Source organism: Gordonibacter sp. 28C (assembly GCF_003339845.1).
GTDB lineage: Bacteria > Actinomycetota > Coriobacteriia > Coriobacteriales > Eggerthellaceae > Gordonibacter.
The window spans coordinates 22,968-49,692 of record NZ_PPTR01000018.1 but is presented as its reverse complement, the minus strand read 5'-3'; the positions used below and the strand labels follow the sequence as shown (position 1 = coordinate 49,692).

General features: G+C 65.2%; 14 protein-coding genes and 1 tRNA gene. 8 read left to right on the top strand and 7 right to left on the bottom strand.

Annotated features, from left to right (window positions below):
- Positions 1-171: 171 nt before the first annotated feature.
- The gene (locus C1878_RS15600; protein WP_147272973.1) at positions 172-417 is read right to left on the bottom strand and encodes a hypothetical protein; all 246 of its coding nucleotides are present in this window, start codon (positions 415-417) and stop codon (positions 172-174) included.
- A 197-nt stretch (positions 418-614) separates the two neighbouring features.
- A complete protein-coding gene (locus tag C1878_RS15595; protein ID WP_114602521.1) occupies positions 615-2,327 on the bottom strand; it encodes an FAD-binding protein in 1,713 nt (570 codons plus the stop codon).
- Between the two features lie 250 nt (positions 2,328-2,577).
- Here C1878_RS15595 and C1878_RS15590 point away from each other — a divergent pair, with 250 nt between their 5' ends.
- Positions 2,578-3,486, top strand: a complete 909-nt coding sequence (locus C1878_RS15590; RefSeq protein WP_114602520.1) for a LysR family transcriptional regulator — start codon at positions 2,578-2,580, stop codon at positions 3,484-3,486.
- A gap of 107 nt (positions 3,487-3,593) precedes the next feature.
- Here C1878_RS15590 and C1878_RS15585 read toward each other — a convergent pair whose 3' ends face one another.
- Positions 3,594-3,833: a glutathione S-transferase N-terminal domain-containing protein gene (locus C1878_RS15585; protein WP_114602519.1), complete on the bottom strand. Its 240-nt coding sequence runs from the start codon at positions 3,831-3,833 to the stop codon at positions 3,594-3,596.
- Between the two features lie 335 nt (positions 3,834-4,168).
- Positions 4,169-4,244, bottom strand: a tRNA-Arg gene (locus C1878_RS15580).
- Between the two features lie 537 nt (positions 4,245-4,781).
- Between C1878_RS15580 and arcA the strand changes: the two genes are divergently transcribed.
- The 5 genes from arcA (at position 4,782) to C1878_RS15555 (ending at position 20,284) form a co-directional block, all read left to right on the top strand.
- Complete coding sequence (arcA, locus tag C1878_RS15575; RefSeq protein WP_114602518.1) at positions 4,782-5,999, top strand: arginine deiminase; 1,218 nt, start codon at positions 4,782-4,784, stop codon at positions 5,997-5,999.
- Positions 6,000-6,173: 174 nt separating this feature from the next.
- Positions 6,174-7,169: an ornithine carbamoyltransferase gene (argF, locus tag C1878_RS15570; protein WP_114602517.1), complete on the top strand. Its 996-nt coding sequence runs from the start codon at positions 6,174-6,176 to the stop codon at positions 7,167-7,169.
- A gap of 34 nt (positions 7,170-7,203) precedes the next feature.
- Positions 7,204-8,157 carry a carbamate kinase gene (arcC, locus tag C1878_RS15565; RefSeq protein ID WP_114602516.1) on the top strand — a complete coding sequence of 318 codons (954 nt, stop codon included), beginning with the start codon at positions 7,204-7,206 and terminating at the stop codon, positions 8,155-8,157.
- Positions 8,158-8,300: 143 nt separating this feature from the next.
- Complete coding sequence (locus C1878_RS15560) at positions 8,301-9,923, top strand: YfcC family protein (RefSeq protein WP_114602515.1); 1,623 nt, start codon at positions 8,301-8,303, stop codon at positions 9,921-9,923.
- Positions 9,924-10,462: 539 nt separating this feature from the next.
- Entirely contained in the window at positions 10,463-20,284 is a 9,822-nt protein-coding gene (locus C1878_RS15555; RefSeq protein WP_147272972.1) for a SpaA isopeptide-forming pilin-related protein, read from the top strand.
- A gap of 167 nt (positions 20,285-20,451) precedes the next feature.
- Here C1878_RS15555 and C1878_RS15550 read toward each other — a convergent pair whose 3' ends face one another.
- Positions 20,452-20,889 (bottom strand): GNAT family N-acetyltransferase, encoded by a 438-nt coding sequence (locus C1878_RS15550; RefSeq protein WP_114602513.1) that lies wholly within the window; start codon positions 20,887-20,889, stop codon positions 20,452-20,454.
- 224 nt (positions 20,890-21,113) lie between these two features.
- Here C1878_RS15550 and argS point away from each other — a divergent pair, with 224 nt between their 5' ends.
- Positions 21,114-22,841 carry an arginine--tRNA ligase gene (gene argS / locus C1878_RS15545; RefSeq protein ID WP_114602512.1) on the top strand — a complete coding sequence of 576 codons (1,728 nt, stop codon included), beginning with the start codon at positions 21,114-21,116 and terminating at the stop codon, positions 22,839-22,841.
- A gap of 149 nt (positions 22,842-22,990) precedes the next feature.
- Here argS and C1878_RS15540 read toward each other — a convergent pair whose 3' ends face one another.
- Positions 22,991-25,036, bottom strand: coding sequence for a Na+/H+ antiporter (locus C1878_RS15540; RefSeq protein WP_114602511.1), 2,046 nt, complete (start codon positions 25,034-25,036; stop codon positions 22,991-22,993).
- A 131-nt stretch (positions 25,037-25,167) separates the two neighbouring features.
- Positions 25,168-25,710 (bottom strand): DUF1836 domain-containing protein, encoded by a 543-nt coding sequence (locus C1878_RS15535; RefSeq protein WP_114602526.1) that lies wholly within the window; start codon positions 25,708-25,710, stop codon positions 25,168-25,170.
- 151 nt (positions 25,711-25,861) lie between these two features.
- Here C1878_RS15535 and C1878_RS15530 point away from each other — a divergent pair, with 151 nt between their 5' ends.
- Positions 25,862-26,719: a DegV family protein gene (locus C1878_RS15530; protein WP_114602510.1), complete on the top strand. Its 858-nt coding sequence runs from the start codon at positions 25,862-25,864 to the stop codon at positions 26,717-26,719.
- Positions 26,720-26,725: the final 6 nt, after the last annotated feature.

Here is a 26,725-nt window from a genome sequence, read left to right as displayed (position 1 = left end):
CCTTCCGTGCGTGTGGCAACCTGGCCGGCTGCCGGTTTTATACGACACGACCATTGTCGGCCCCGATCCGCGGAAAATCAAAGACGGCACGAGCAAGGGGCTCCCAATGCTCTACTCATATCGTCTTTTACGCCAGCCTCTCGAATGCAACATCGTGAAGCCTTTCCCCGACTAGTCCAGGTCGGGGCTTTTCAGGTGCACGTACCATTTGGGCGGGTCGCTGTGCTGATAGGGCACCTCGTAGTAGAGGTTGGTGTAGTGCTCGCCGTTTATCGCTATGTGGTACTGCGTGCCGGTGCCGTGCCGGTCGCGCAGGGGATGCGAGTCGAGTACCTTCACGTCCCACCGTCGACGCCCCATGATTATCCTACGGGGCTCGACCTTGCCGTGCTCGTCGGTGGACGATATGACTTTCACGTACTTCTTCATACCGTATATGATACATACGTTCGTAGATTTGCAGCTGACGTTGCGCGAAACTTGAAAAAGCCGGACGTTTCCGGTTTCGGACCGCCCCGAGAAAAACGCGGCCCCGCCAACCAGGCGGGGCCGCGTTTCGCGCATGCGCCGTCGCGGGGGGAGGGGTGCGGCGGCGCGAGGGGAGGGGCTGTCGGTTACTTGCCCAGGTACTCCTTGGCGTCCTTCACGGCCAAGCGCCCGGAGTTCACGGCCCATGCGGCCTGCGAGCCGGGGGCGAACTTCACGTCGTAGGAATCGCCGTACAGGCCGCCCGCGTCGGAGCCGCCCGCGTACAAGCCGGGGATGACCTGGCCGTCGGCGTCCAGAACCTGGATCTTCTCATTTACCTTGATACCGCCGCACGTGGTGTAGAAGCCGTCGGCCGTCTCGCAGAGCCAGTAGGGGCCCGCGTCCATCTTGTGCAGGTACTTGGCGCGCTTGCCGAACTCCTCGTCGGCGCTGGGGTCGTCGCCGTCCAGGCCCGCGGCGGCGTCGCAGTAGCCGTTGTACTGGTCGACGGTCGCCTGCACGGCCGCGGCGTCGAGCCCGACCTCCTTGCACACGGCCTCGATCGAGTCGCCCACGTGGCAGCCCTCGGCCTTCTCCAGCACCTCGCGCGCCTTCGCAAGCGGGGTTCCGGGCGTGCCGAACGAGAACACCTGCCCGTCGGGCCCGTCCGTCTCCCAGCGCTTCATGTCGGCTTCGGTGAACAGCGCGAACGTCTTCTCCTGGTTGCGCACGCAGATGCCCGCGCCCGCGAAGTCGTCGAGCCAGAGGTCCTCCTTGCAGAAGCGCTCGCCCTTCTCGTTGAGCCAGAGGGTGGGCTGCACGCCGGCGGAGTACGCGTCGGTTGTCCACGTGGCCGTCACGGCGCCGATGGTGACCGGGCCGCACCACATGACCGTGCCCAGCCCCTCGGCGAACTCGGCGCCGGCGTCCTTGGCCATCTTCAGGCCGTCGCCGTCGCGGCAGTCCATGCCGAGCGCCTGGATGTTGGCGTTCTTCGTCTCCGACACGCTGTAGAGCATGTCGGAGTTGTTCGCGTAGCCGCCGGTGCCCACGATGACGACGGGCGCCTCCACCTTGATGACGTCGCCTTTGTCCGTCTCGGCCAGAAGCCCCGCCACCTTGCCGTTCTCCATGACTATCTTGCGGCCGAGCGTGTTGAAGCGCGCCTCCACGCCCAGCTTGTCGGCCTCCTTGCCGAAGCACTGCATGAAGTAGCCGCCGGGGCTGGCGTTGTCGCCCTTGTCGTAGACGTGCCACACCTTCGGGCCCACGCCGATGGAGATGTTGCCCTCGAACTCGATGCCGTGGCTCTCGAGCCAGTCGATGGTCTCGGCCGTCTGCCCGAAGAAGTTCTCGTAGAGCTTGTGCTGGGGGATCCAGTGGTGGAAGTTCAGGCAGGTGTTTATGGCGTTCTTCACGCCGTAGGGGGCGTTGGGGTTGTACGCGCCGGCGAACGTCACGCCGCCGTCGGCCTCGGTGAAGTGCGTCTCGAGGCCCGTCATGCCCTCGGTGCCGATGAACGATCCGCCGTAGCCGTTCAAACGCTCGATGACGACCGGCTTCAGGCCCAGGTCGATGGCCTGGATGGCCGCCGCCGTGCCCGTGCCGCCCGCGCCCACGATGCACACGTCGGCCTGGATGGTCTCCTTCGGCTCGCCCAGTTCGGGGATGCTCCAGATGGCGTCGGTCGCCTGGGTTCCCTCGGCGGCGCCCGTCGCGGCGGGCTCGGCCTCGCCGGCCTTCGGCTCGGTCTCCTTCGGCGAGCAGCCGACGAGCGCTCCGCCGGCTATGCCGGCCGTGAGCACGCCGGCGCCTGCGAGGAACGACCGCCTGCTCAGGTTCTGCGTTTTCTCGAACATGGGTAACCTCCTTGACGAAATGCCCCGCGATCGCCGATCCGACGCCCCGCGCCGTCCCGGCACCCCTGCGGGCAGCCGCCCTCCTGCGGCTTGGGTGCAGTATGTGCCTTCGCCGCGCCGGCCCGCAACGGTTTCGGGTTGAGCGAAAAGCTCAAGGTTGAACCGGTTGGATACAAGCGGTCTTCCAGGGGGTGGCGTATAATGGGGAGGCTGCACGAAAGCGCTCAGGAGGGGACGGGAGGGGTCCTGCATGCTGAACGACAAGTGCGACTACTTCATCTTGGCGTACGACTCGCCGAGCTTCAGCGCGGCCGCCGCCAAAGTGCCCATGTCGCCTCAGGGCTTTACGAAAGCCATCCACAATCTCGAACGCGAGCTGGGCGTCCCGCTGTTCGCCACCGAAGGCGACGGCACGCGGCGCCCCACGCCCTACGCGCACGAGTTCTACGAGTACGCCAAGCACATGCAGGTCGAGCGCAACATGCTGCAGGCCGCCTTCGAGCGCATCGCCTCGAGCGGCTACGTGGAGATCCGCGTGGCGTCCGCGCTGGGGGTGCCGGGGCTGCTCGGCCCCGACTTCCCGAACGGCTTCGCCGCCCAGCACCCGGACGTGTCCATCACGCTCAACGAGCTGCCCGACTCCCTGTGCGAGGCCGTCGTGCGCGACGGCCTGTACGACCTGGCGCTCACCATAACGCCTGCCGGGGGAGACTTCGCCACCCGCGAGCTGTACTCGTCGCCCGTGCTGTACTGGGTGCGCCGCGACGACCCGCTGGCCGCGAAGGCGTCCATCGGCGTGCGCGACCTCGCGGACCGGCGCATCGCCATACCCGGCCGCGAGTTCAAGTGCTGCCAGCAGCTGTGCCGGCGCTTCGAGGGCGAGGGGCTCGGCCAGCCCGCCATAGTCGAGCACTCCGAGATATTCTGGATCTACGAGTTCGTGCTGCACGGCGGCGGCGTGGGCTTCACGTTGCCGCATCTGGCCAAGCTCGAGGTGTTCAACGGAAGCGACGACGTGGTGGCCGTGCCGATGGAGGGCTGTTCCTGGGGCTTCGGCGTGTCCCGCCTCGGGATCCGCGGCCTGGGCGAGCGCGAAGAGGAGTTCGCCGCGTACGTGGCGAACTGCGCTCGGGAATCCGCCACGCGCCTTAGAGCATGACGCCTCTTGGGTTGCGGCTTCGCGGCGCTGTGCGCCGCTTTCCGCGCATAGAGAGCAACCCGCTTGCGCGGGTTGCTGCGAACTGAAAACCGATGGCGGGGAAGGGGCTAGGCTTTCCCCCGCAGGTACGCGATGATGTCGTCCGATTCGTACATCGGCTTCCCGCCCACCACGAGGCAGGGCACCTGCTTCTTGCCGCCGATGCGGATGAGGTCGTTCTGGTTTCCGGGTTGGAGCGTGTCGCGCATGTCCAAGTTGATCTTGTTGTCCTGCATGAACCGCAGCACCTTCTGACAGTACGGGCACGACTTCTTGTAATAGAGGGTGTGGTCTTCCAGGTAAGGCATGGGCGTTCCTTTCCTTATCGCTCGCAAAGAAGGCTTCGGCGATAACTATATGAACGGAAGCTTAATCATAATCGATAATCCGCCTTATTTTGCGCTCAACAGGCAAATCGTTTAAGAGCAGTTCATTTTATTAAGGAAAAATGATGGCGCCGTCGAGGCGAGCCGACGGGTCCCTCGCGCACCGAATCGGGTCGGGCAAGCTTTCGGGAGTGCGAACAGCGGGCAACTAATTTTCAAATTTTGCACCATAAAATATAAAATTATGATAAAATATTTTGTTTTTTGTCAAAACATTAAAAAAGCCGCATCCCTAAAGGGACGCGGCTGGCTCGTACTGGTGCGCCCGGCAGGACTCGAACCTGCAACCGACGGATTAGAAGTCCGTTGCTCTATCCATTGAGCCACGAGCGCGTTTGATTCAGCACCGGTATTATACCGTAAAACGCCTTCGCGCATATGGGGGAGACGGGAAAGGTTCCCGAACTATTCCCTGCGGAGAAACCGCACGTGAAAAACTACATTTTGGCTGCACGACGTCCGGAGGCGGCGCATGCGCGCCCCGCAGGCGCTCCCAGCTGCCAGCCCATCGATGAGCCGTTTGCGCCAGAAATGCATGTTTGACCCCGTTTATGCATTCCAATTTATCAGCTTGCGTCGAAACGGGGGAGGAACCTCTTGTCCCGGGGCGCAAAAAGCGACGTTTCGTTCGATTCAGCACTCTGTTGCAGTAAAGCAAATGTGAAGGAACGGTGAATTTGAGGGTAGTCAAAAGCAACCGCTCACCGAAAAAGCACCCGATATCAAACGGGGTACGATTTTGTTGCGAAAATGTGGTTGCAATTCGAATCGAACCGTGAGATTTTGGCCCTATCGAACGGGCAGACGGTGCGCAACGGCTGCCCTCGAGTCCGAAAATCTGGAAAATGCATAAAGAAAAGGAGGGTTGCAATGGCTGGTGTCAACGTTAAAAGCGAGATCAAGCCTTTGAAGCGAGTCCTGCTGCACCGCCCGGGCCGTGAGCTTCTGAACCTGACGCCGAACACGCTCGAAGAGCTGCTGTTCGACGACATCCCGTTCCTGAAGGTCGCCCAGGAGGAGCACGACGCGTTCGCCCAGGCTCTGCGCGACAACGGCGTGGAGGTCGTGTACCTCGAGGACCTCATGACCGAGGTGCTCGACCAGAACCCCGATGTGCGCGAGTCGTTCCTGAAGCAGTTCATCGAAGAGGCCGGCATCCGCACGGACCGCTACCAGAAGATCATCTTCGACTACCTGAACGACAACTATCCCAACAACAAGGACCTCGTGCTGAAGACCATGGAGGGCATCAACCTCACCGAGCTTCACACCGACAAGTCCAACTCGTTGGTCGACCTGGTCTCCGAGGCCTCCAAGATGGTCGTGGCCCCCATGCCGAACCTGTACTTCACGCGCGACAACTTCGCCATGATCGGCAACGGCGTGTCCATCAACCGCATGTACTCCGTCACGCGCAACCGCGAGACGATCTACGGCGAGTACATCTTCGAGTACCATCCGGACTTCAAGGACGTTCCGCAGTACTACAGCCGCTACAACACGTTCCACATCGAGGGCGGCGACATCCTCAACATCAACGAGCACGTGCTCGCCGTGGGCATCTCGCAGCGCACCGAGCCCGACGCCATCGACGCGTTGGCCCACAACATCTTCAACGACGACACCAGCCCCATCGACACCATCCTGGCGTTCAACATCCCGAACAATCGCGCCATGATGCACCTCGACACCGTGTTCACGCAGATCGACACGGACAAGTTCACCATCCATCCGGGCATCATGGGCCCGCTGACCGTCTTCGAGATCACGCCGGAAGGCGACGGCATCAAGGTCAAGGAGACGTCCGGCAAGCTGGAGAGCATCCTGGAGACCTACATGGGCCATCCGGTCGAGCTCATCCCCTGCGGCGGCGGCGACCGCATCGCGGCCGAGCGCGAGCAGTGGAACGACGGCAGCAACACGCTGTGCATCGCTCCGGGCGTGGTTTGCGTGTACGAGCGCAACGACGTGACGAACGCCGTGCTCGAGGAGAAGGGCATCAAGCTCGTCGTGATCCCCTCCGCCGAGCTGTCCCGCGGCCGTGGCGGCCCACGCTGCATGAGCATGCCCATCTGGCGCGAGGACTAGTTTCGCACAAGGTCCGGCCGCCGGTCGGACCGCAACCCTTTATCTTTTCCAGCCGAGAGGGGGGCCTTGGGTTCCCCTCGAAGGCTGAAAAGAGGCGGGCGGTTTAACTTGGCGTCGCCCGTCTGTTTGAACGTATCGAAGAAAACTTGGCAAGAAGAACGAAAGGAATGAATTATGCCCACGAGCCTGAGCGGACGCAACTTCCTGAAGCTGCTGGATTTCACGCCTGACGAGATCCGCTACCTCATCAAGTTGTCCAAGGAGTTCAAGAACCTGAAATTGACGGGTACCCCCCATCGCTACCTCGAAGGCAAGAACATCGTTCTGCTGTTCGAGAAGACCTCCACGCGCACCCGCTGCGCCTTCGAAGTCGGCGGCATGGACCTGGGCATGGGCGTCACCTACCTCGATCCCGGCAGCTCGCAGATGGGCAAGAAGGAGTCCATCGAGGACACCGCCCGCGTGCTCGGCCGCATGTACGACGGCATCGAGTACCGTGGCTACTCCCAGGAGATCGTCGAGGATCTGGCCGCCAACGCCGGTGTGCCGGTGTGGAACGGCCTGACCACCGAGTTCCATCCCACGCAGATGATCGCCGACATGCTGACGGTCGAGGAGAACTTCCCCCAGGGCCTCAAGGGCCTGAAGTTCGTGTTCATGGGCGACGCCGAGAACAACGTGGCGAACTCGCTCATGGTCGTGTGCGCCAAGCTGGGCCTGCACTTCGTGGCCTGCGGCCCCGAGGCCCGTATGCCGAAGGCCGATCTCGTGGCGCAGTGCCGCGAGGTTGCCGCCGAGACCGGCGCCACCATCACGCTCACCGAGGACGTCAAGGAAGCCTGCACGGGTGCCAACGTCATCTACACCGACATCTGGGTGTCCATGGGCGAGCCGGACGACATCTGGGCCGAGCGCATCAAGCTGCTGGAGCCGTATCGCGTGACGAAGGAGCTCATGGCCATGGCTTCCGACGACGCCATCTTCATGCACTGCCTGCCGTCGTTCCACGACACGAAGACCACCATCGGCGCCGAGATCGCCGAGAAGTTCGGCGTGACGGAGATGGAAGTCGAGGACGAGGTCTTCGAGTCCAGCCAGTCCAAGGTGTTCGACGAGGCCGAGAACCGCATGCACACCATCAAGGCCGTCATGTACGCCACGCTCTCCTAAGCAAGGCACTGACAAGGAAAGAAGGAGATAAGCTATGGCATACCAGAAAGGCGAAGGCAAGTCCGTGGTCATCGCGCTCGGCGGCAACGCCCTGGGCGACACGCCGCAGGAGCAGCTGGAGCTCGTGAAGAACACGGCCGAGCACATCGTGGACATGGTGGCCGAGGGCATCAACGTCGTGGTCTCCCACGGCAACGGCCCGCAGGTCGGCATGATCAACAACGCGTTCGCCTACGCGAGCGCCAACGACGGCAAGACGCCCGAGATACCCTTCCCCGAGTGCGGCGCCATGTCCCAGGGCTACATCGGCTACCAGCTCTCGCAGGCCATCCTGAACGAGATGAAGCGCCGCGGCATCATGCGCTCCACGGCCTGCGTCGTCACGCAGACGGTGGTCTACCCCGAGGACCCGGCCTTCCAGAACCCGACGAAGCCCGTGGGCGCGTTCATGACGGAGGAGGCCGCCAAGGCCAAGGCCGCCGAGACGGGCCTCACGTTCAAGGAGGACGCCGGCCGCGGCTGGCGCATGGTGGTGGCCTCCCCGAAGCCCCAGCGCATCGTGGAGTTCGACGCCATCAAGGACCTCATGGACGACGGCTACATCGTGGTGTCCACGGGCGGCGGCGGCGTGCCGGTCGTCGAGAAGGACGACAGCTACCACGGCGTGCCGGCCGTCATCGACAAGGACCGCTCGTCCGCCAAGCTGGCCGCGGACTTCCGCGCCGACATGCTTGTCATCCTCACGGCCGTGGAGAAGGTCTGCATCAACTTCAACACGCCGGAGCAGGAGGAGCTTACGAGCATGACGGTGGCCGAGGCCCGGAAGTACATCGAGGAGGGCCAGTTCGCCCCCGGCAGCATGCTGCCGAAGGTGGAGGCCTGCATCGAGTTCGTCCAGCAGCACCCCGAGGGACGCGCGCTCATCACGTCGCTCGAGTGCGCCGCCGACGGCCTGAAGGGCAAGACCGGTACGGTCATCACCGCTTAGTGTTTCGCGGCGGCGGGCGCGGAAGCGTCCCGCCGCCGCTTTGGGGTATCCGCGAGTTGGGCGGTTATGCTTCCGGTCAGCCCGTTTAGGTTTCTCGTTCGCCAAACGTATTCACCTCGATCCTCTTATAAGGAGGGGTTCTCATGACCGAGAAAACGAAGGAAAAAAGCAGAAAGAAGCGATCTATATCTTCATTTACCATTCTGGCCATCATCCTTATCGTGCTGGCGATCATCACGGTGATCATGGGCGCGACCGGAGTGGAAGGTGTCACGGGTGCGACGATCGCCAACGTGGCGACGGCACCGGTCAAGGGCTTTACCGACGCACTGCCCGTTTGTCTGTTCGTCCTCGTTTTGGGCGGCTTTTTGGGCATCGTGACGGAGACCGGGGCTCTCGACGCCGGCATCGCGGCACTCGTGAAGAAGCTGAAGGGCAATGAGCTCATCCTCATTCCCATCCTCATGTTCATCTTCTCCATCGGCGGCACGACGTACGGCATGTGCGAGGAAACGGTGCCGTTCTACCTGCTGCTCGCCGCCACGATGGTGGCTGCGGGCTTCGACAGCGTCGTCGGCGCGGCGGTCGTGTTGTTGGGCGCCGGCTGCGGCGTGCTCGGCTCGACGGTCAACCCGTTCGCCGTGGGCGCGGCCGTCGACTCGCTGTCCGGCACGGGCATCGCCGTCAACCAGGGCACCATCATCATGCTCGGCGTGATCCTGTGGCTGGTGACGCTGGCCATCTCCATCGTGTTCGTCATGCGCTACGCGAAGAAGGTCAAGGCCAACAAGGGCTCCACCATCATGTCGCTGCAGGAGCAGGAGACCATGAAGGCCGAGTTCGGCGAGGCCCAGCAGGAGACCGAAGAGGCTGAGGCGAATCCGGACAAGAAGCTCATGACCGGGCGCCAGAAGTGGACGCTCGTGGTGTTCGCGCTCACGTTCGTGGTCATGATCGTCAGCTTCATCCCCTGGGAGGACTTCGGCATCGACGTGTTCAACGCCGGCGCCGCCACTGAAGAGGTTACGACGCAGGTTTCCGGCGACGACATCTCGGCTTCGTGGGCCGACGCCGCAGACGCGGGCGCGCTCGATGGCGAGCTGACGTTCACGGGCGACGTCGAAGGCACCGTCACCGCCGAGGAGCAGGTGTCCGAGGGCTGGTCCGCGTTCCTCACGGGCGTGCCGCTGGGCCAGTGGTACTTCGACGAGGCCACCACGTGGTTCCTGCTCATGGCCATCGTCATCGCCGTTATCGGCGGCCTGTCCGAGAGCCGTTTCATCAAGGCGTTCATCAACGGCACCGCCGACATGATGAGCGTTGTGCTGATCATCGCCATGGCGCGCTCCATCACGGTGCTCATGGGCGAGACCGGCTTGGATATCTGGATCCTCGAGAACGCCGCGAACGCGCTGGCCGGCATGTCGGCAGTAATCTTCGCACCGCTGTCGTTCCTGCTCTACATCGTGCTGTCGTTCCTCATCCCGTCGTCGTCCGGCATGGCCACCGTGTCCATGCCCATCATGGGCCCGCTGGCGAACTCGCTCGGGTTCTCCACCGACGTGATGATCATGATCTACAGCGCCGGCAACGGCTTGGTGAACCTGTTCACCCCCACGAGCGGCGCCATCATGGGCGGCCTCGCGTTGGCGAAGATCGAGTACTCCACCTGGCTCAAGTTCGGCGGCAAGCTGTTCATCATCTTGGGCGTGGTCTGCGCCGTTATCTTGACCGCGGCGATGATGATCATACCGGGTGCGGCATAACGTTTGCCCTGATAGGCTGACGTAGCGTTCGCGCACGGAACCGCGTTTCGAATCCCCCGCTTCGGCGGGGGATTTTTTTATGCCCGGTGCGCGGGAGCCTGGTTGTAGCGCGCGGTGCGTCAGCGCATGGGAGGAGGTGGGGGACAGAACCGCGCCCCATGCGTTTGTCAAGGAAAGAATCAACTTCTGATCAGGCGTTCACCATATTTTGAATCAATATTAATGCAGTGGGGGTTAGCGTAGAATGCGCTCCAGCGTGCATTGGAGCTACCTGGACGGGGCTTTGCGCGAAATTTGCCGATGCGCGTTTTGGCTTTGCGCCGACGTGGCCGAAGCGAACGTGCTCGAATCCGTCGATCGACAAGGCATGGGGAGGGGAAAGAGAGCAGCGTTCGGGAGTTTAACGGAACGTCAACGAATGCCCAACGGGGCTCTAACGCTCCCTTTGACGGTTACGATTCGGAAATGCGGGTACGTGAAAATGAGCGCGCGAGCCTGTTCGGGCATATCTATGCCCGAACGCAACAGGAGGGACTCCCATGCACAAGAAAAGAATGCGCCGCGTCTTTTCGCTCTTTCTAGCGTTCGCCTTAATCTTCACCTGCAACAACGCCGTTTACCAACCGCTCATCGCGTTGGCCGACGGCGCTTCAGAGCAGGGGAGCGAACGGGCTTCGGCGATCGAGGAAGGCAAAGCCGTCACCGAATCGCCTGGTGAAGAGGATAGCATATACGCGGGAGCGGTCGATAACGTCCCGTTGACCGAACCGCTATCGTTTGATGACCTCGCGATCGAGCGCCGGCCGTTCGATGTCTCTCCAGCTTCCGCGATCGCGTCCGGGCTCGCCCAAACGGCGTCGTTCGACCAGTCGTCCGGCCAGGTTGCGTGGACCGTCGAGCTGGGCGCGGAATCGCCGGGTGCCGACCTGTCAGGTAGCGAGTTGACCTGGAACTACAACAAAGACCAGCTCGACATCGAGGCCGTGTACCTGGGCGGTGCCGCAGACGGCGTGGACGCGACGGGCGCCTTGCGCCATCCGACGTCCCGCGCGCCCCTCGCGGCCGAAGCGGCCGACGGGGCGGTTTCGCTTCCCTTGTCCGAGGTTCTGTCTGCGGCGCGCGACGTCCGCCCCGACGCCTCTGTCGCGGCGCCCTGCACGGTGACCGTCGTGACCGTTCCGAGTGCCGCCATGCGCGCAAGCGCGACGGGCGAACCCGTCGCCGTGACGGCGACCGCCAAGCTCGTCGTCCCGAATGCCGACGACAAACTCGCGGCGAACGTGTTCGAAGCCCGCGCATCCGTCGACGTGACGCTTTCCGCCGCGGAAAGCGGGGCGCCGGGGCGGGAATCCGACGCCTCAAGCGCCGTCGCGGACCTGTTGGCCGCCCCATTCGAGGCCGGCAGCGACGTGACGAGTGACACGAGCCAGCTCAAGCTCGCGGCGGGCTCCCTGACCTACCGGGATACGAGCGGCATTGTCCATCCCGTCGACATCGCGACCGACGCGCAGGGGAACCAGACCGTCGACCTGTCCGCCGTCCCGTTCGAATCCATCGACACGCTCAACATGCGCATCGATTTCTCCATTTTGAAAGACGACGAGGGCCGCAACGTCGAGCAGGGCGACTTCTACCGTTATTCGCTCGATTCGCGCTATTTCACCGTCACGGACGCAGTGGGCAAGATCACCGCCCAGAACGGCGTGGAGCTGGGCGAATACTCCATCGTGAGCAACGTGGTGACGGTGACGTTCTCGCAGGCCGTCAACCTCGACGAGGGCAACCAGAACATCAGGGGCGGCTGCGAGTGCGAGTTCAGGCTCAACGCCGACGGCCTCGACGACGCGAACCCCTCCGACATCGACCTCGACCTGCAGGGCGACGGCGGCAGCAGGCTCACCATCGTCGTGCCGCCGAAAACCCCCTTGCTGGGCGGCATCGAGAAAACCGGCGCGTTCAACAAGCGGGACTCCACCGTCACGTGGAGCATCGTGGTGGGCAAGGACACCCCCGGCGTTCCGCTGGCCGGCGTCAAGGTGGTCGACACGCTGGGCGAGGGCCTGGTCTTGAACCGGGCAACGGTGCAGGGCGAGGAATTCGCCTTCTCGGAAGAAGACGGGCACCTTGCCGGCGCGTTCCCGTCCGACAGCGCGCTCACGGCGCCCCAGACCATCGAGGTGACGACGAGCCTGACCGAGGACGCCCTGAAGCAGGCGAGCGACGGCAGCTTCGCGGCCTCGAACGAGGCGACGCTGCCGCAGCAGAAGGGCCGGGCGAACGTGCCCGCGGACGAAACCACGAGCGACAGCGTTCCGGTCGACGCGCCCTCGCTTGCCAAGCACGGCTCGCAGCTGGACGCGAGCACCATCCACTACGACATCGCGGTGAACGAGGACGGAAGCGGCAGCATCTACGACGCCGTGGTCACCGACGCGCTCGGCCGCGACGACGCGGGCAACTTCGCCACGCTGAAGGCCGACGAGCAGGGCCGCTACTGGGTGACCGTCGACGGAGTAGCCCTCGAGGCGCACACGGCCCTGCCGGTGCCGGACGAGAGCGCGACCTACGTCACCTACCTGCAAACCGACGGCCTTCCCACCATCCAGGTGCACTTCAAGAACGCGGCCGCGAACGACCTGCTGGCCGAGGCGCATCGCATTTCGTTCGACGCCTCCATCAACCTGGTGGACGACGAGCAGAAGGACACGGACCTGAACTTCCAGAACGCCGCCACGCTCGACGGCCGCTGGCCTACCGGCACGGGGCCGGGGCCCGGGTTCGAGCACCGGATGCCGGCCGTCGGCACGGACTTCCAGGTCTCCTACGTGAGCAAGGAGGCGACGGGCGCCGATCCGCGGACGGGCGTCGTCTCGTGGTCCATCACGCCCTCCACGCGCACAGCCGGCTACGACGGCTGGGTGATCGAGGACGTGGTCGGCGCGACGTGGAACGGGGCAGGTTACGCGCTGGGCACCTACACCGATGCGGGCGGCACCGTCCGGGCCGACCAGACCTACGAGCCCGGCTCCCTGGCCGTGTGGTGCGGCGGCGAGGACATCACGGACAAGTGCATCGTTTCGGAGGACGCCTTCACGGTCGGGGGCGTGGCTACCTCCAAGCTGTCCGTGTCGGTCGACCCCGCCAAAGACGACGGCGGCTACGGCCAGCGCATCGGCGAGATCGTCGTCACGCTGGACACGAAGGCCGTGAACTACCTGCACGAGAACGCGAAGAACCACGCGTACGCGAACGCGGCGCACCTCGAGGTGCAGAAGAGCGGCCGCGCCCCCTTCGACGCCTACGACAACGCGAGCAAGGCGTTTCCCAACACATTCTTGCAAAAGACGGCCTCGTTCGAGACGGTCGACGGATCCGCGCCCGGCACGAGCGACAACCTGCTGCGCTTCAAACTCACGGCCAACGCGAGCAAGATGGACTGCGCCGGGTTGGAGGTCGAGGACGACCTGGGCGCCCTCGCGAGCGACATCCGCGACGCGGGCGGCTCGGTCGTGGGAACCCTCGACGCCTCCGATTGGGACGTGGAGGGGGCCTCGGTGGCGAGGGACGGCGTACCCGTCTTGAGCGGCGGCAACGGGACGTGGGGCTTCGCGGGCAAGAAGTTCAGCGCCAACTTCGGCGCCACGTCCTCGACCTACGAGATCGAGCTCACGGTGAAGCTGAACGCGCAGGGGAAGGCCAAGCTCCTCGAGCACGACGGCTGCACCGTCGCGACGAAGAACACCGCCTGGGCGTCCGACGCGAACTTCGACGGCGGCAACGCCTGCAGCGTCGACTTCGCCACCGACGGCGAAACGGGCAGCTTCACGAACGACGTGGTGGGCAAGAGCGGCTCGTTCACGAAGGGAACCGACGCCGATCCCTCGTACATCGTGTGGACCGTGCAGGTCAACGCGCTCGGCAGCGCGCTGCACGACGCGAAGGTCACCGACGTGCTGCCCGACTCGCTCGAGCTCGACTATTCGTCGGTGAAGGTGTACTACGCGAAGCACAACGCGGACGGCTCCATCGCCGTTGACCACGGCGGCGAGGTGCCGGGCTGCACCGTGGGCATGTCGCTCTCGGACGACGGCAAGACCCGGTTCGAGGTGAACCTGCCAAACGGCAGCGAGTCGTACGTGCTGGAGTACCGCACGAACGTGGTGGGCCTGGTCGACGGGGGCGGCGTGAGCAACCATGCCGTGCTCTCCGTCGACGGCCAGGAGCGCGGCGAGGAGACCGCCTTCACGGAAGTGAACGTGGATTCCTGGGGTTGGCTCGACGCAACGGCGCTTCTCAGGCTGGTGAAGCAGGACGAGTTCGGCGGCGCCCAGCAGCCGCTCAAGGGCGTGGTGTTCGAGCTGTACAAGGATCCGGGGCGCACCCAGCTGTTCAAGACGGGCGTGTCGCGCGACGACGGCACCGTCCCGTTCTACGGTTTGGCCGCGAACACGACGTACTACTACAAAGAAACGTCGGCTCCGGTCGGCTACAGCGACCAGGTGCTCGAGGGCGATCTGGCAACGGGCGATGCCGGAAAGGCGAACGCGAAGGACGTCGCGGTGACGAACGCGCGCAAGTCGACCGACGGGCTGGTCGAGATCGACAAGACGTTCGGCAGCCCCGGCGACATAACCAACCCGGTGTCCGAGTTCAAGCTCTGGCTCTATCCGAACGGCTACGGCAACGCCAAGAAGGCGCCGGTGGGCCTGACGGGCGCCGACGGCGCGTACGCGTTCGACCGCACGGCCTCGCCGGACGCGGTCGTCGCGAGCAAGGCATGGGGCGGATCGATCAAGATCGCCGGCCTGCCGTGGGGCTGCTACGCGCTGGAGGAGACGAACCCCCAGGCCGGCTACGCGGCCTACGAGGGCATGAAGTACTTCGAGGTCACGTACGGGACGAACGACCGAGGCCTCGACGTGTGGGGCGTGGACTACGACCCGCGCGGCACCGGTGCCAACACCTCGGCGATCAAGAACGAGAAGACGGCGCTCGAAGTGGTGAAGACCTCGCCGAGCGGCACGTCGCTCACCGGAGCGGTGCTTTCGATTTACGAGACCGACGCGGCGGGGAACAAGACGGGCACCATGGTCCAGAGCCTCTTCGACGGCCTTTCGTACTCCGCGACGGTGACCGATCTTAGCACCCAAACGTTCACCTGGAGTTTGGTCGGGCTGCCTGCGGGCACGTACGTTCTGGCCGAAGACCAGGCGCCCGACGACCAGCAGCTCGTGAAATTCCAAGACGTGAAGTTCTCGGTCGACGCGTACGGAAAGGCGCGGGTTCTGTCCGGCCCGGGCGTCGTCGACGGAAAAGCCATCAAGGTATCGGACGGCACCGCTCTCGTCAAGCTGGCGAAGCTCGACCAGTTCGGCGTTCGCGTGGAGGGCGCCAAGGTCGAGCTTCAAAAACGGGACGGGTCGTCGTGGGATACGGTCGAGACGTACACGACGGACAACGCCGACAAGACCGTCACGGTGGAGCGCGACGCGACGTACCGCTTCGTCGAGACGAAGGTTCCCCTCGCATACCTGCCCGTGAACGACGGAACGCTGGACATCGGCATCTTCGCCTGCGTCGAGTTCAAGATCGACGAATTCGGCAAGATGGAGGTGCTCGACCTGCACAACCCCGCCGGGCTCGGCGCGAACGCGGCGTACGGCAACACGGCGAGCGCCGGTTCCAAATCCGTCACCCTGCGCAACGAGCGCGTCGTCGGCCACGCCTCGTTCAAGAAAACCGACGAGGATGGCACCCCGTTGAAGGACGCGAAGTTCGATCTGTACCGGGTGGGTGCGGCGAGCGATGGAAGCGACGACGCGAAGGTGAACCAGAGCGGCAGCTTCTCAAGCGCCGCGGACGGCACGGTGACGACGGAGGGCTCGTCCCTCGTCAACAACTTCACCGGGGAGCCGATCGCCAACGGCCTCGCACCGGGCAGCTACTACTTCAAAGAGACGGGCACGCACGACGACTTCGTGCTGCCCCGGGGCGATGCCGCAAACACCCCCGTGTTCACTGTTAATGCCGACGGCTCGAACCGCTACACCTGGCAAGGGGCGGGGTCGAACGCTCCCTGGCAGGCCATTCCCGTTTTCGACGGAGGTTCGTCGGCCAGCGCGATGGTCAACGTGCCGCTCGGGGCCGCAGTGGTCGTCAACAAGGTGGGCACGGTGGACGGAGAGCGCGACCAGCCCTTGCCCGGAGCCACGTTCCGGCTGCACGGCACCACGGCGTCGGGCTCGCCGTACGAGACGACCGCCGTGTCGGCCCCTCAAGGCGGCACGATAAACTGGAGCGACTCGAACGGCGGAGCCCATTCCACGGCGGTGGAGAGGGGCCAGGCGGTGTTCGCCAACGTTCCGGCGGGAACCTACGAGGTGGTCGAAGCGGCCGCGCCTCCCGGTTACATACTGGACGAGTACCCCTACAACGTGGTGGTGGCGTCCGATGCGGCCGGTTGGGTTTACGCGGTGGGAGACGGTGCGACCGGCAAGAACATCGTGCCCAACCGGTTGACCGCTTTCCGGTTGGACAAAGTCGACGCCGACACGGGCGCGCCCGTCGACGACGTCGAACTGTCGGTGTATCCGGCCGGCGCGCTCCCGTCGGATGCCGCGCTGGCGGTTTGGACGCGCGATGCCGCCGGCGACACGAGCGTGGAGGTTTTCGGGCCGGCGATGGACGTGGGATGGAACAACCAGGTGCAGGGCCTTCCCGCGGGCGATTATATGCTCAGGGAAACGAAGACGCCGACGGTCTACGCGACGGCTTCCGACATCCCGTTCACGCTCAAGCCCGACGGCGGCATCGAGAGCGCGACGCCCGGGGCGGTGTCGGGCGACGGGTCGACCGGCATCACGATCACCATGAAGGACCATATCGCGAAGGCCCAGGTCGAGTTGGCCAAGACCATCGAGGGAGGCTTGCCGGGAACGGTTTCCGGGGTCGAGTTCAGCCTGTGCAGGAAAGGCGCCCCCGACGCGTTGGTCGCGGAAGGCCTCGTTACGGGTGCCGCTGGAATATGGACGTCCGTCGGTTCGACCGTCGTTCGCGAAGACACCCATGAGCCCTTGGGCGACGGTCTGGAGGTGGGCGAGTACTACTTCGTGGAAACGAAGGCCACCGACGACACCGTGCTCGACGGCAGGCATTGGGAATTCGCGGTCGCGAACGCCGACGACTACGACGTCTCGGGCGCGCCTTTGTCCGTAACTGCGACCAACGCCCCGTTCTCGGCATCGCTCGTGCTGGACAAACTGGACGGCACGAGCGGAGAGGCGCTGGCGGGCGCGAAGTTCACGCTGTCCTACCAGCCTGCGAGCGGCGGTGCCGCCACGGACACCGCGTTGACGAGCGCGGACGGCAGGTTCATCGCCTCCAATCTGAAGAAGGGCTCCTACACCTTGACGGAAACGACGGTGCCGGAGGGCTACCGCGACGCCTTCTCGGCCACGTTCGAGCTGGCCGAGGGGGACAACGGCAAGACGGTCGAGGTCAGGGAGGGGGCGGCGTCCCCCGATGTCGTCGTGGCGAAGACGGGCGGAACCTGGACGGACGCGGGCGTCACGAACGCGCGCATCCCCGGTTCGCTGACGCTGACCAAGGTCGATGGGGACACCGGCGTCGGGCTTGGGGGAGCCGAGTTCGAGCTGACTGGCCCCGGCGGCAACGCGGTCACGTACGCGACCGGCCCCGACGGCACGTTGGGCGTCGACGGCCTCGCCTGGGGCTCCTACACCATCGCGGAAACGAAGGCGCCCGACGGCTATCGGTTGGGAGGCACCCCTTATTCCGGCACGTTCGCCATCGATGCGGGCAACGCCGCTTCCGGAGTCGACCTGGGGCTCGTCGGCAACGTCAAAACACGGGCGTCCATAGCCAAGACCGACGACGGGGGCAGCCCGCTCGCCGGCGCGCATCTGAGGCTTTCGGGCCGGTTCGCCGGTACCGCCGCCTCCGACGTTTCTTGGACGTCGGGGGCGGATCCTCGAGAATTCGCGGGCGAGCTCATCGTGGGCGAGACGTACACGCTGACCGAGTCCGATCGCCTGGGCGGCTACCTCACCTGGTCCGATGCCGTGACGTTCAAGCTGAACGACGCGGGCGCCATCGTGCTGACGGGCAATCCCGATCTGCGGGACGGTTCGCCCGCTGCAAGCGTGTCTCCCGACGGCCTGCGGCTTTCGCTGCGCAACGTGGCCGTCAAGGCGGACGTCGAGTTGGTCAAGACCCGCGACGGGGCAGGGCCGCTGGAGGGCGTCGTGTTCGACCTCTGTCAACAGGGCGCTCCGGGCGCGCTGCGAAGCGGGCTCGTAACCGACATGGACGGCAAGATAAGGGTGGAGGGGCTCCCCGAGGGAAGCTATTACTTCGTGGAAACCGCCACGCCCGGCAACGCGGTGATCGACCAGACGCACCGAACGTTCTCCGTCGGCGAGGCGCAGCACGGCACCACGGTGGCCGTGCTCGTGGACAACGCGAGCTTCCATTCGTCCGTGTCCGTGTTCAAGGTCGACGAAACCAGCGGCGAGCCGCTGGCGGGCACCCAGTTCGCCTTGTCGAAGTCGGACGGCGCGGGCGGGTTCGTCGCCGTGGGGTTGCCCGTCTCCACGAACGAGTTCGGCATGGTGGCGTTCGTGATGAAGGAAAAGGGGACGTACCGTGTCCAGGAGACGCAGGCGGCGCCGGGCTACGCGCTGGACGCCGGCAGCCCCTACACCGCCACGTTCACAGTGGAGAACACGGCCGACTTCCAGAGCCAGGAGCTCAAGCTGCACGAGAACGTCGACCAGGCCACGGCCGGCAAGTACCGCCTGAGCGTGGAGAACGCGCTGTACCGCAACGGCAACGTGGCCAACGAGCGCAAGCTCGGCTCGGTTTCGCTGCTGAAGATCGACGCGGAGACGAACGCCGCGCTCGACGACGTGGAGTTCCAGCTCTACGACGCCGCCGACCCCGGTACGGCGCTCGGCACCTTCACGACCGGCCGCGCGTACCCGTCGCCCGATGATGCCGCAGGAGCGCCGGGCGCTTCAGGCGTGCTCGATATCGCAGGGTTGGCTTGGGGAGACTACTATTTGCAGGAGACGAGGGCCGACGGCTACCGGGTGCTCGGCGACAAGCTTCCGTTCTCCATCGGAAGCTCCAACGCCGATCAAACGCCCTCCGTCGATCTGGGCGCGGTGGGCAACGATCCCATCGAATTCGGCTTCACGGCGCTCGAGCGGTACGTGGAGGGCTGCTCGGACGCGAGCCTGGGGGCCGAGGACCCCGAAGCCTTGAGGCCGCTCGAGGGCGCGGAGTTCACGGTTTACCGCGACCCGATTCTCGCGCAACCCGTCGAAGCGACGGCAAGCGGCAATGACGGGCAGGTGGCGTTCGCCAGGATCCCGGCCGGCACGTATTTCGTGCACGAGACGACGGTTCCCGACGGCCGCGTGTCGGACGGCACGGTCTACGAACTGGTCATCGGGGTCGACGGCACCATCGAACGTTTCGCCCCCGCAGGCGAGGACGGCGTGCTGACCCAGGTGGTGAACGACGTGCATCGCACCGACATCCACCTGAGAAAGGTGTCGGAGACCGACGAGGGCAAGGTGCTGCCCGGCTCCACGTACGGGCTGCACAAGCGCCTGCCGGCGCAGGCCTCGGCCGATCCGTCGTCCGCAGACGACCTGCGGCTCATCGCGAAGGCCGTCACCGACGCGGACGGGCACCTGGTGTTCGAGGGCGTCCTCATGGGGCAGGAGTACGTGATCTGCGAGCTCGAGGCCCCCGACGGGTGCCTGGTGTCGAAGAACCCCGTGTCCGTCACGTTCGCGATGGGCGAGGGCGGCGTGCCGAAGGTCGTCACGTTCGACGGCGGCTCGGGCACGGCCGATATCGACGAGGGCGGCGTCATCGTATGGAGGGAGCCGCAGGTCGTGGTTCGCTTCGACAAGAAGGGCCCCGAAGGAAACCTGCTGGCGGGCGCCAAGCTGCAAGTGGTCGACCAGGCCGGCGCCGTTGTGGTCGAGCCCTGGACCTCTTCGGCGGACGAGGGGCGCGAGGCGGAGGGCGTGCTCGCGGCGGGGAAGACGTACCGTCTGCAGGAGCTCGAGGCACCGCCCGGCTACTTGAAGGCCGACGACGTGGCGTTCACCGTGGACGACCCCAAGGTCGCCCCGGGCGAGCCCCACACCCAGCTCGTCGAGATGGTGGACCAGCGCGTTCCGGCACCCGCGAAAAGCGCGCCGTCCGCAGCCGCGCGCACCGGCGACCCTTGGGCGCCGCTCGTCCCCGTCATCGTCGGCGTCGCCGTAGTCGCCGTGATCGCCGCCGCAGCAGCGATCATAATCCGCCGCCGAAAGCGCAATTAAAAGAGAGAGGGAGGGAAAGCCCCTCCCTCTCTTGCTCTTTCCCTCACCCACAAGATCTGTGGCGTGCGCATCGGTTGCGGCCGAGGCCCCGCGCAGTGCGACGAACTTTCGCGAAGTGTGTGAGGAGTGCTGCGCGGGGCCTCGGCCGCAACCGATGCGGACAAGACTCAGAGCGTTTTCCTCATCCAGATGTGCTCCACGTGCTCGTCGAGCTCCACGGGGCCGTACTGCTCGTAGCCCACGCGCTCGTAGAACGACGTGACGCGGCACTGGGCGTGCAGGTGCATCTCCACGGCGCCCGCCGCCCGCGCAAGGCGCTCGGACTCGGCCAGAAGCGCCGCCCCGCGCCCGCCGTGGCGCGCCTCGGGCAGCACGGCCAAGCGTCCGAACACCCAGCGGCCCGGTTCGTCGGCGTGATCGGGGTCGGGGAAGGTCCGCGCGCAGCCCACGAGCGCCCCGTCGGCGTCGTACATGGTCACGTGGACGGTGTCCGGGCTCTCGTCAACGTCGTCGAACTCGTTCTCGAAGCCCTGCTCTTCCATGAACACGCGGGTTCGCACGATGCGCGCGTCCGCGAAGTTCCCCTGCTCGAACCGGTATTCCATACACGTCCTTTCCCACGGGTGTCGGCGTTCACGATACCACAAGGCGCGCAGGCGGGCGAACCTGCGCAAGGCGGCGGGCCTTGTCCGAGGTCGTGTGTGCGTTTTCTGCATAACGAGCGACGCCGTCCGGACGTTGGGATCGCGTGGCCCTCCGTGTGCGGAAAAGGTGGTAAAATCGTCCGATATGCAACGGTTTGGACTATCGAACAGGAAAGACGCTCACCATGCAAATTCGCGAACAACTTGAACAGCTGATCGACGCAGCCGTCGCGGCCGCGTGCGAAGACGGATCGCTCGAGCTCGAGCAGGCTCCCGAGGCGGCGCTGGAGCGCCCGCGCGACGAGAGCAACGGCGACTGGGCCTCCACCGTGGCCATGCGTTCCGCCAAGCAGGCCAAGAAGAATCCCCGCGAGATCGCCCAGATCATCGTCGACCACCTTCCCGAGAACGACATGATCGCCTCGGTGGACATCGCCGGCCCCGGCTTCATCAACATCCGCCTGGCTCCCGCCGTCCTGCAGGGCGTCGTGGCCACGGCGCGCGCCGAGAAGGGCGACTTCGGCAAGGGCGAGATCCCGGAGGGCGAGCGCAAGATCAACCTCGAGTACATCTCCGCGAACCCCACCGGCCCCCTGCACGTGGGCCACGGCCGTTGGGCCGCCCTCGGCGACGCCACGGCACGCGTCATGCGCCACGCGGGCTACGACGTGTTCGAGGAGTTCTACATCAACGACGCCGGCACGCAGATGGACAACTTCGGCGAGTCGGTGGCCGTGCGCTACCAGCAGCTGCTGGGACGCGACGTGGAAATGCCCGAGGCGTGCTACGCGGGCTCCTACGTGAAGGACATCGCGCAGGCCATCATCGACGAGGACGGAGATGCGTGGCTCGACGCCGACCCGAAGGAGCGCATGGAGAACTTCCGCGAGCGCGCCTACGCCTACGAGCTGGCCGAGCAGCATCGCGTGACCGAGCGCTTCGGCACCACGTTCGAGTGCTGGTTCAGCGAACGCAGCCTGTACGTGCCCGACGAGACGGGCAAGAGCGCGGTCGACCGCAGCCTCGAGGCCATGGACGAGAAGGGCTACATCTACGTCAAGGACGGCGCCACCTGGTTCAAGTCGAGCGCGTTCGACGACGAGAAGGACCGCGTGCTCATCAAGGCCAATGGCGAGATGACGTACTTCATGAGCGACGTGGCGTACCATTACAACAAGATGGAGCGCGGCTTCGACCATCTCATCAACATCTGGGGCGCCGACCACCACGGCTACATCGCCCGCTGCGAGGCCATGCTGGCCGCCTGGGGCTGGCCCGGCGCGCTGGAGATCATGCTCGGCCAGCTGGTGAACCTGTTCCGCGACGGCGAGGCCGTGCGCATGTCCAAGCGCACCGGCGAGATGATCACGTTCGAGGAGCTCATCGACGAGGTGGGCGTGGACGCCACGCGCTACCTCATGTTGGCGAAGTCCTCCGACCAGCCCATCGACTTCGACATCGAGGTGGCGAAGAAGAAGGACGCGTCGAACCCGGTGTACTACGTGCAGTACGCGCACGCGCGCATCTGCTCCATCCTGCGCAAGGCCGCCGATCCGGCCGACGCCGCGGCCGCCGAGGCCGGCGAGATGTCCATGGACGAGCTGGCCGCGAAGGTGGTCCCGGCGAACGTGGACCTGAGCCCGCTCACGCACGAGTCCGAGCTCGCCCTCATGCGCAAGATGGACGACTTCGGCCCGCTCGTGGCCCAGGCCGCCCGCGACCGCGCCGCCTTCCGCCTGACGCACTACGCGCAGGACCTGGCGTCGCTGTTCCACTCGTTCTACACGAACTGCCACGTCATCGGCGAGGAGGAGAGCGTGAAGAACGCCCGCCTGGCCCTCGTGGACGCCACCCGCATCGTGCTGGCCACCACCCTCAACCTCCTGGGCGTGAGCGCCCCCGCCAAGATGTAGCAATGTCATCCTGAGCGGAGCGCCGTAGGCGCGAAGTCGAAGGATCCCGTGCGGTGCCAACGGCGAGCGTTTCAACGAAGGCCGCCCGGCTCGATGCCGGGCGGCCTTTTCTCGCGTGGACGCCCATGCGCTTCGCGCTGCCTAGCCCGCTACACGTTGTCCTCTAGGTCCACCTGCATCAGGTACACGTTCTCGCGCAGGCGCTTGGCGGAAGAGCGGCAGAGCTCGCCTTCCTCGTAGCGCGTCTGTATCTGCTCGAGCTCCAGGTGCAGGCCCAGGCGCTCGATGTCCACGGCCTTGTCGGCGGTGTTCGTGAAGGCGGTGATGGAGGGGTTCGCGTTGCGCAGGAGCGCTATGGTGCGCTGGTACTCCATGACCAGCGCGCTCACGTCCTCGGCCGGCTCGTCGCACTCGGGCGAGGTGAGCATGGCCTGCAGCTTCTCGATAACGTGCTCGGACCCGTTGATCTGCAGCGCGCGGATGGCCTGGGTGCGCTCGGTGGGGCTCACGCCGGGCAGGCCGCTGAGCAGCCGGTGCCAGCCCGTGCGGGCGAGCGCGCGCAGGCGCAGGTAGGCGTTTTGCAGCGACCAGCGGCCCGCATGATGCTTGAGCAGGTTCTCTATGTGCGCGAGGCGGCTGAGGTACTGGTAGCCCACGATGGGGTAGACCTCCTCGTCCTCGATGAGCTTCAGCACGTAGTCCTGCTCCCATTCCAGGGCCCGCAGGCGCAACTCGGTGTTCGGCTCGTCCACGATGTCGTTGCTTCCCTTGATGCGCGCGATGCGCTGGTTGTACGAGTGGATGACGGTTTGCGTGGCCGCGCGGTTCTCGATGGTCTGGCGCGCCGCCAGCTCCTCTATGACCGAGCGCAGTATCTCCAGGCTCACCTGCGTCTCGTCGCAGCGCGCGTCCTCGTCGGTCAGGGGCTTCTTCGGCGCCAGGAGGGGAACCACGAACGTGGCCAGCAGCAGCGTGACCACGATCACGCCGCAGGCCAGGAATATGATGAGCTCGCGTTGGGGGAAGGCCACCATGCCCTTCGCGGGATCGAGGTAGTACAGCGGTATGGTGAGCACCACGGCCAGCGTGATGGTGCCCTTCGGTCCGGCGAGCGCCATGACGAGGGCCGAATGCAGGTCGGCGCGCCATCCCGGTTTCTGCTCGGCCGGCTCCTTGCGCCCGTGGACGCGCTCCATGGCGAACAGCCACACGAAGCGCACGACCACGTAGATGAGCGTGAGCAGCAGCACGTAGCCGATGAGCACGGCGTTGTCGATGGCCACGTTGTCCCAGGTGCTCCGCATGGCCTTCGGCAGCTGCGTGCCCAGGAACACGAACACGATGCCGTTCAGCGCGAACGACAGCACGCGCCACACGCTGGACGAGACGATGTTCATGCGCGAGATGGACGGGCCGATGGTGCGCGGCGAGATGACGTTCACCAGGCCGGCCGCCACCACGGCGATGATGCCGCTCGTGCCCAGGGCGCTGGCCACGAGGTAGACGATGAACGGCGTGAACACCTCGAACAGCACGTGGAACGTCGTGTTCTCCAGCCCCCACGAGCGCACGCGGCGCACGAGGAAGTTGCCGAAGTAGCCCAGCGCCACGCCGATGACGATGCCGCCGAAGAAGCTGACCACGAAGTCGAGCGACGCGTTCAGCAGCGAGAACGTGCCCGTGGTGGCGGCGGCGATGGCGAACTGGAACGCCACGATGCCCGAGGCGTCGTTGATGAGCGACTCGCCCTCCAGGATGCTCTTGTTGCGCGGCGCGATGTCCGTGTCCTTTGACAGCGAAGCCACGGCCACGGCGTCGGTGGGGCCGAGCGCCGCGCCCAGCGCGAAGGCGGCGAACAGGCTGATTGAGGGCTCCAGCCACTCGACGGCGAAGCCGATGATGAGGGCCGTGACCACCACCAGGCCGATGGCCAGCGACAGCACCGGGCGGCGGTTCTTCCACAGCGCGCCCTTGTCCACGTTCTTCGCCTCGTCGTACAACAAGGGGGCGATGAACATGACGAGGAACAGGTCGGGGTCGAGCGTGATGTTGATCTGGGAAGAGGCGAACAGGGCGATGAGCAGGCCCAAGCCGATTTGGATGAGAGGGGAGGATATCTTGGGGACGAGCTGGTCGATAACGGAGGAGAGCAGGACGGCGGCGAGCATGAGCAGTGCGAGCATGAGCGTTTCCAAGGGCTGTCCTCCTTCGTGTGCGAGCGCGTTTTGAGGTGTCGGCCGACGGGCCGGACCCTCTCATTGTAACCGACTGCGCCGCGCGGCCGGTTACGGAAGACGAGGGTTTTTCGTGTTGGTTACATTGCGGTTTACGCCGACGCCTCGGCCTGCACGAACGCGACGCTTGCCTTAATATAGAGCGTGTAGGCGACGGCCGCCGTGGAAGCCAGCACGAGGTCGCGCTCGAAGTCCCCCGCGTCCGCGCCGCTTGCGAGCCCGCGGGGGTTCGACGGAACGGGGCCGAACAGCGCCTGGACGGCCGCCTCGAAGGCGTCGCAGTAGTAGTCGTAGGCCACGCGCGTGTCGAACGTGGCTATCTGGCGACGTATCAGCAGGTCGATCTCGGCTAACGAGAACGTTTGCTTGAGCGTGCAGATGACCACGAGGTAGGCCACGTGGGAGCGCGTGTACTTCTTGCCGCTCACCGCCGCCAGCACGCCCTGCTTCACGTAGTTGTTCACCATGGAGCGCGTGATGATCTTCTCGTCGGGTTGGTAGAGGGGCGCGAGCGTCTCTTGCAGATAGCCCACGAGCTGGTCCATGTACAGGTCGATGCGGGGTATCTCCTCGTAACGGGGGAGATGCAACTCGAGGAGCTTTCGGGCGTAGGGAGTTGCGCTGACGTCTCTCATGTGCCGTGCCTTCCGATCGTGCGCTTGCGTGCCTTCGAGCATACCAAGAGATGCTTTTTTCGTCAATTCACGTAACCGCTTGACATAGTAATTGCAAGTTTATAATCTAGTTTTAAATACTAGATTGAAAGTAACCGAGAAAGCAGGCCCCATGGAACCCAACCGCATAGCGCTCGTCGTCGACTCGTGCACGGACGTTCCGCCCGAAGACGTGGAACGCTATGGCATGTACGTCGTTCCTCTGCAGGTGAACTACGAGCACGAGACGTACCTCGACAAGGTCACCATCACGCCGCAACAGGTGTACGACCGCTTCGCCGAGGAGGTTCCCACCACGTCCACGCCAACGCCGGCCGTGGCGCGCGAGGTGTTGGAGCGCGTGGCGGCCGACGGCTACGGGCAGGCGGTCGTCGTGACCATATCGAGCGGGCTCTCGGCCACCTACGACCTCATGCGCTCGGTGGCGTCGGGCATGGCCGGGCTGGAATGCGCCATCGTGGACACGAAGAACATCGGCATGGGCGCGGGCCTCGTGGCGCTGGCCGTGGCGCGGATGCTCGCGTCGGGCGCGACGCTCGACGACGTGCGGCGCGAAAGCCAGCGCATCGTCGAGGACACCAAGGTGTTCTTCTGCGTGGACACGCTGGAATACCTGCACAAGGGCGGGCGCATCGGAAACGTGACGTACGCCGTGGGCAGCCTGTTGGACATGCGTCCCGTCATAACCTGCAACGAGCAGGGCGTGTACACCACGGTGACGAAGGCGAAGGGCCGTCGCCAGTCGCTCAAGAAGGCCATGGCGGTGGCCGAGAAGTTCGCCGCCGGCTTTGCGCGCTGCACCATGGCCGTGGTGAACGGCGACGCCGTGGAGGAGGCCGCCGCCGTGCGCGCGGAGCTGGGCGCACGGGTGTCCAACGTCGACACCTGGTACGAGGGACAGATCAGCCCCGTCCTGGTGGTGCACACGGGTCCGGGACTCATCGGCATCGGGGTGCAGGGGGAGCGCTAGGCCGTC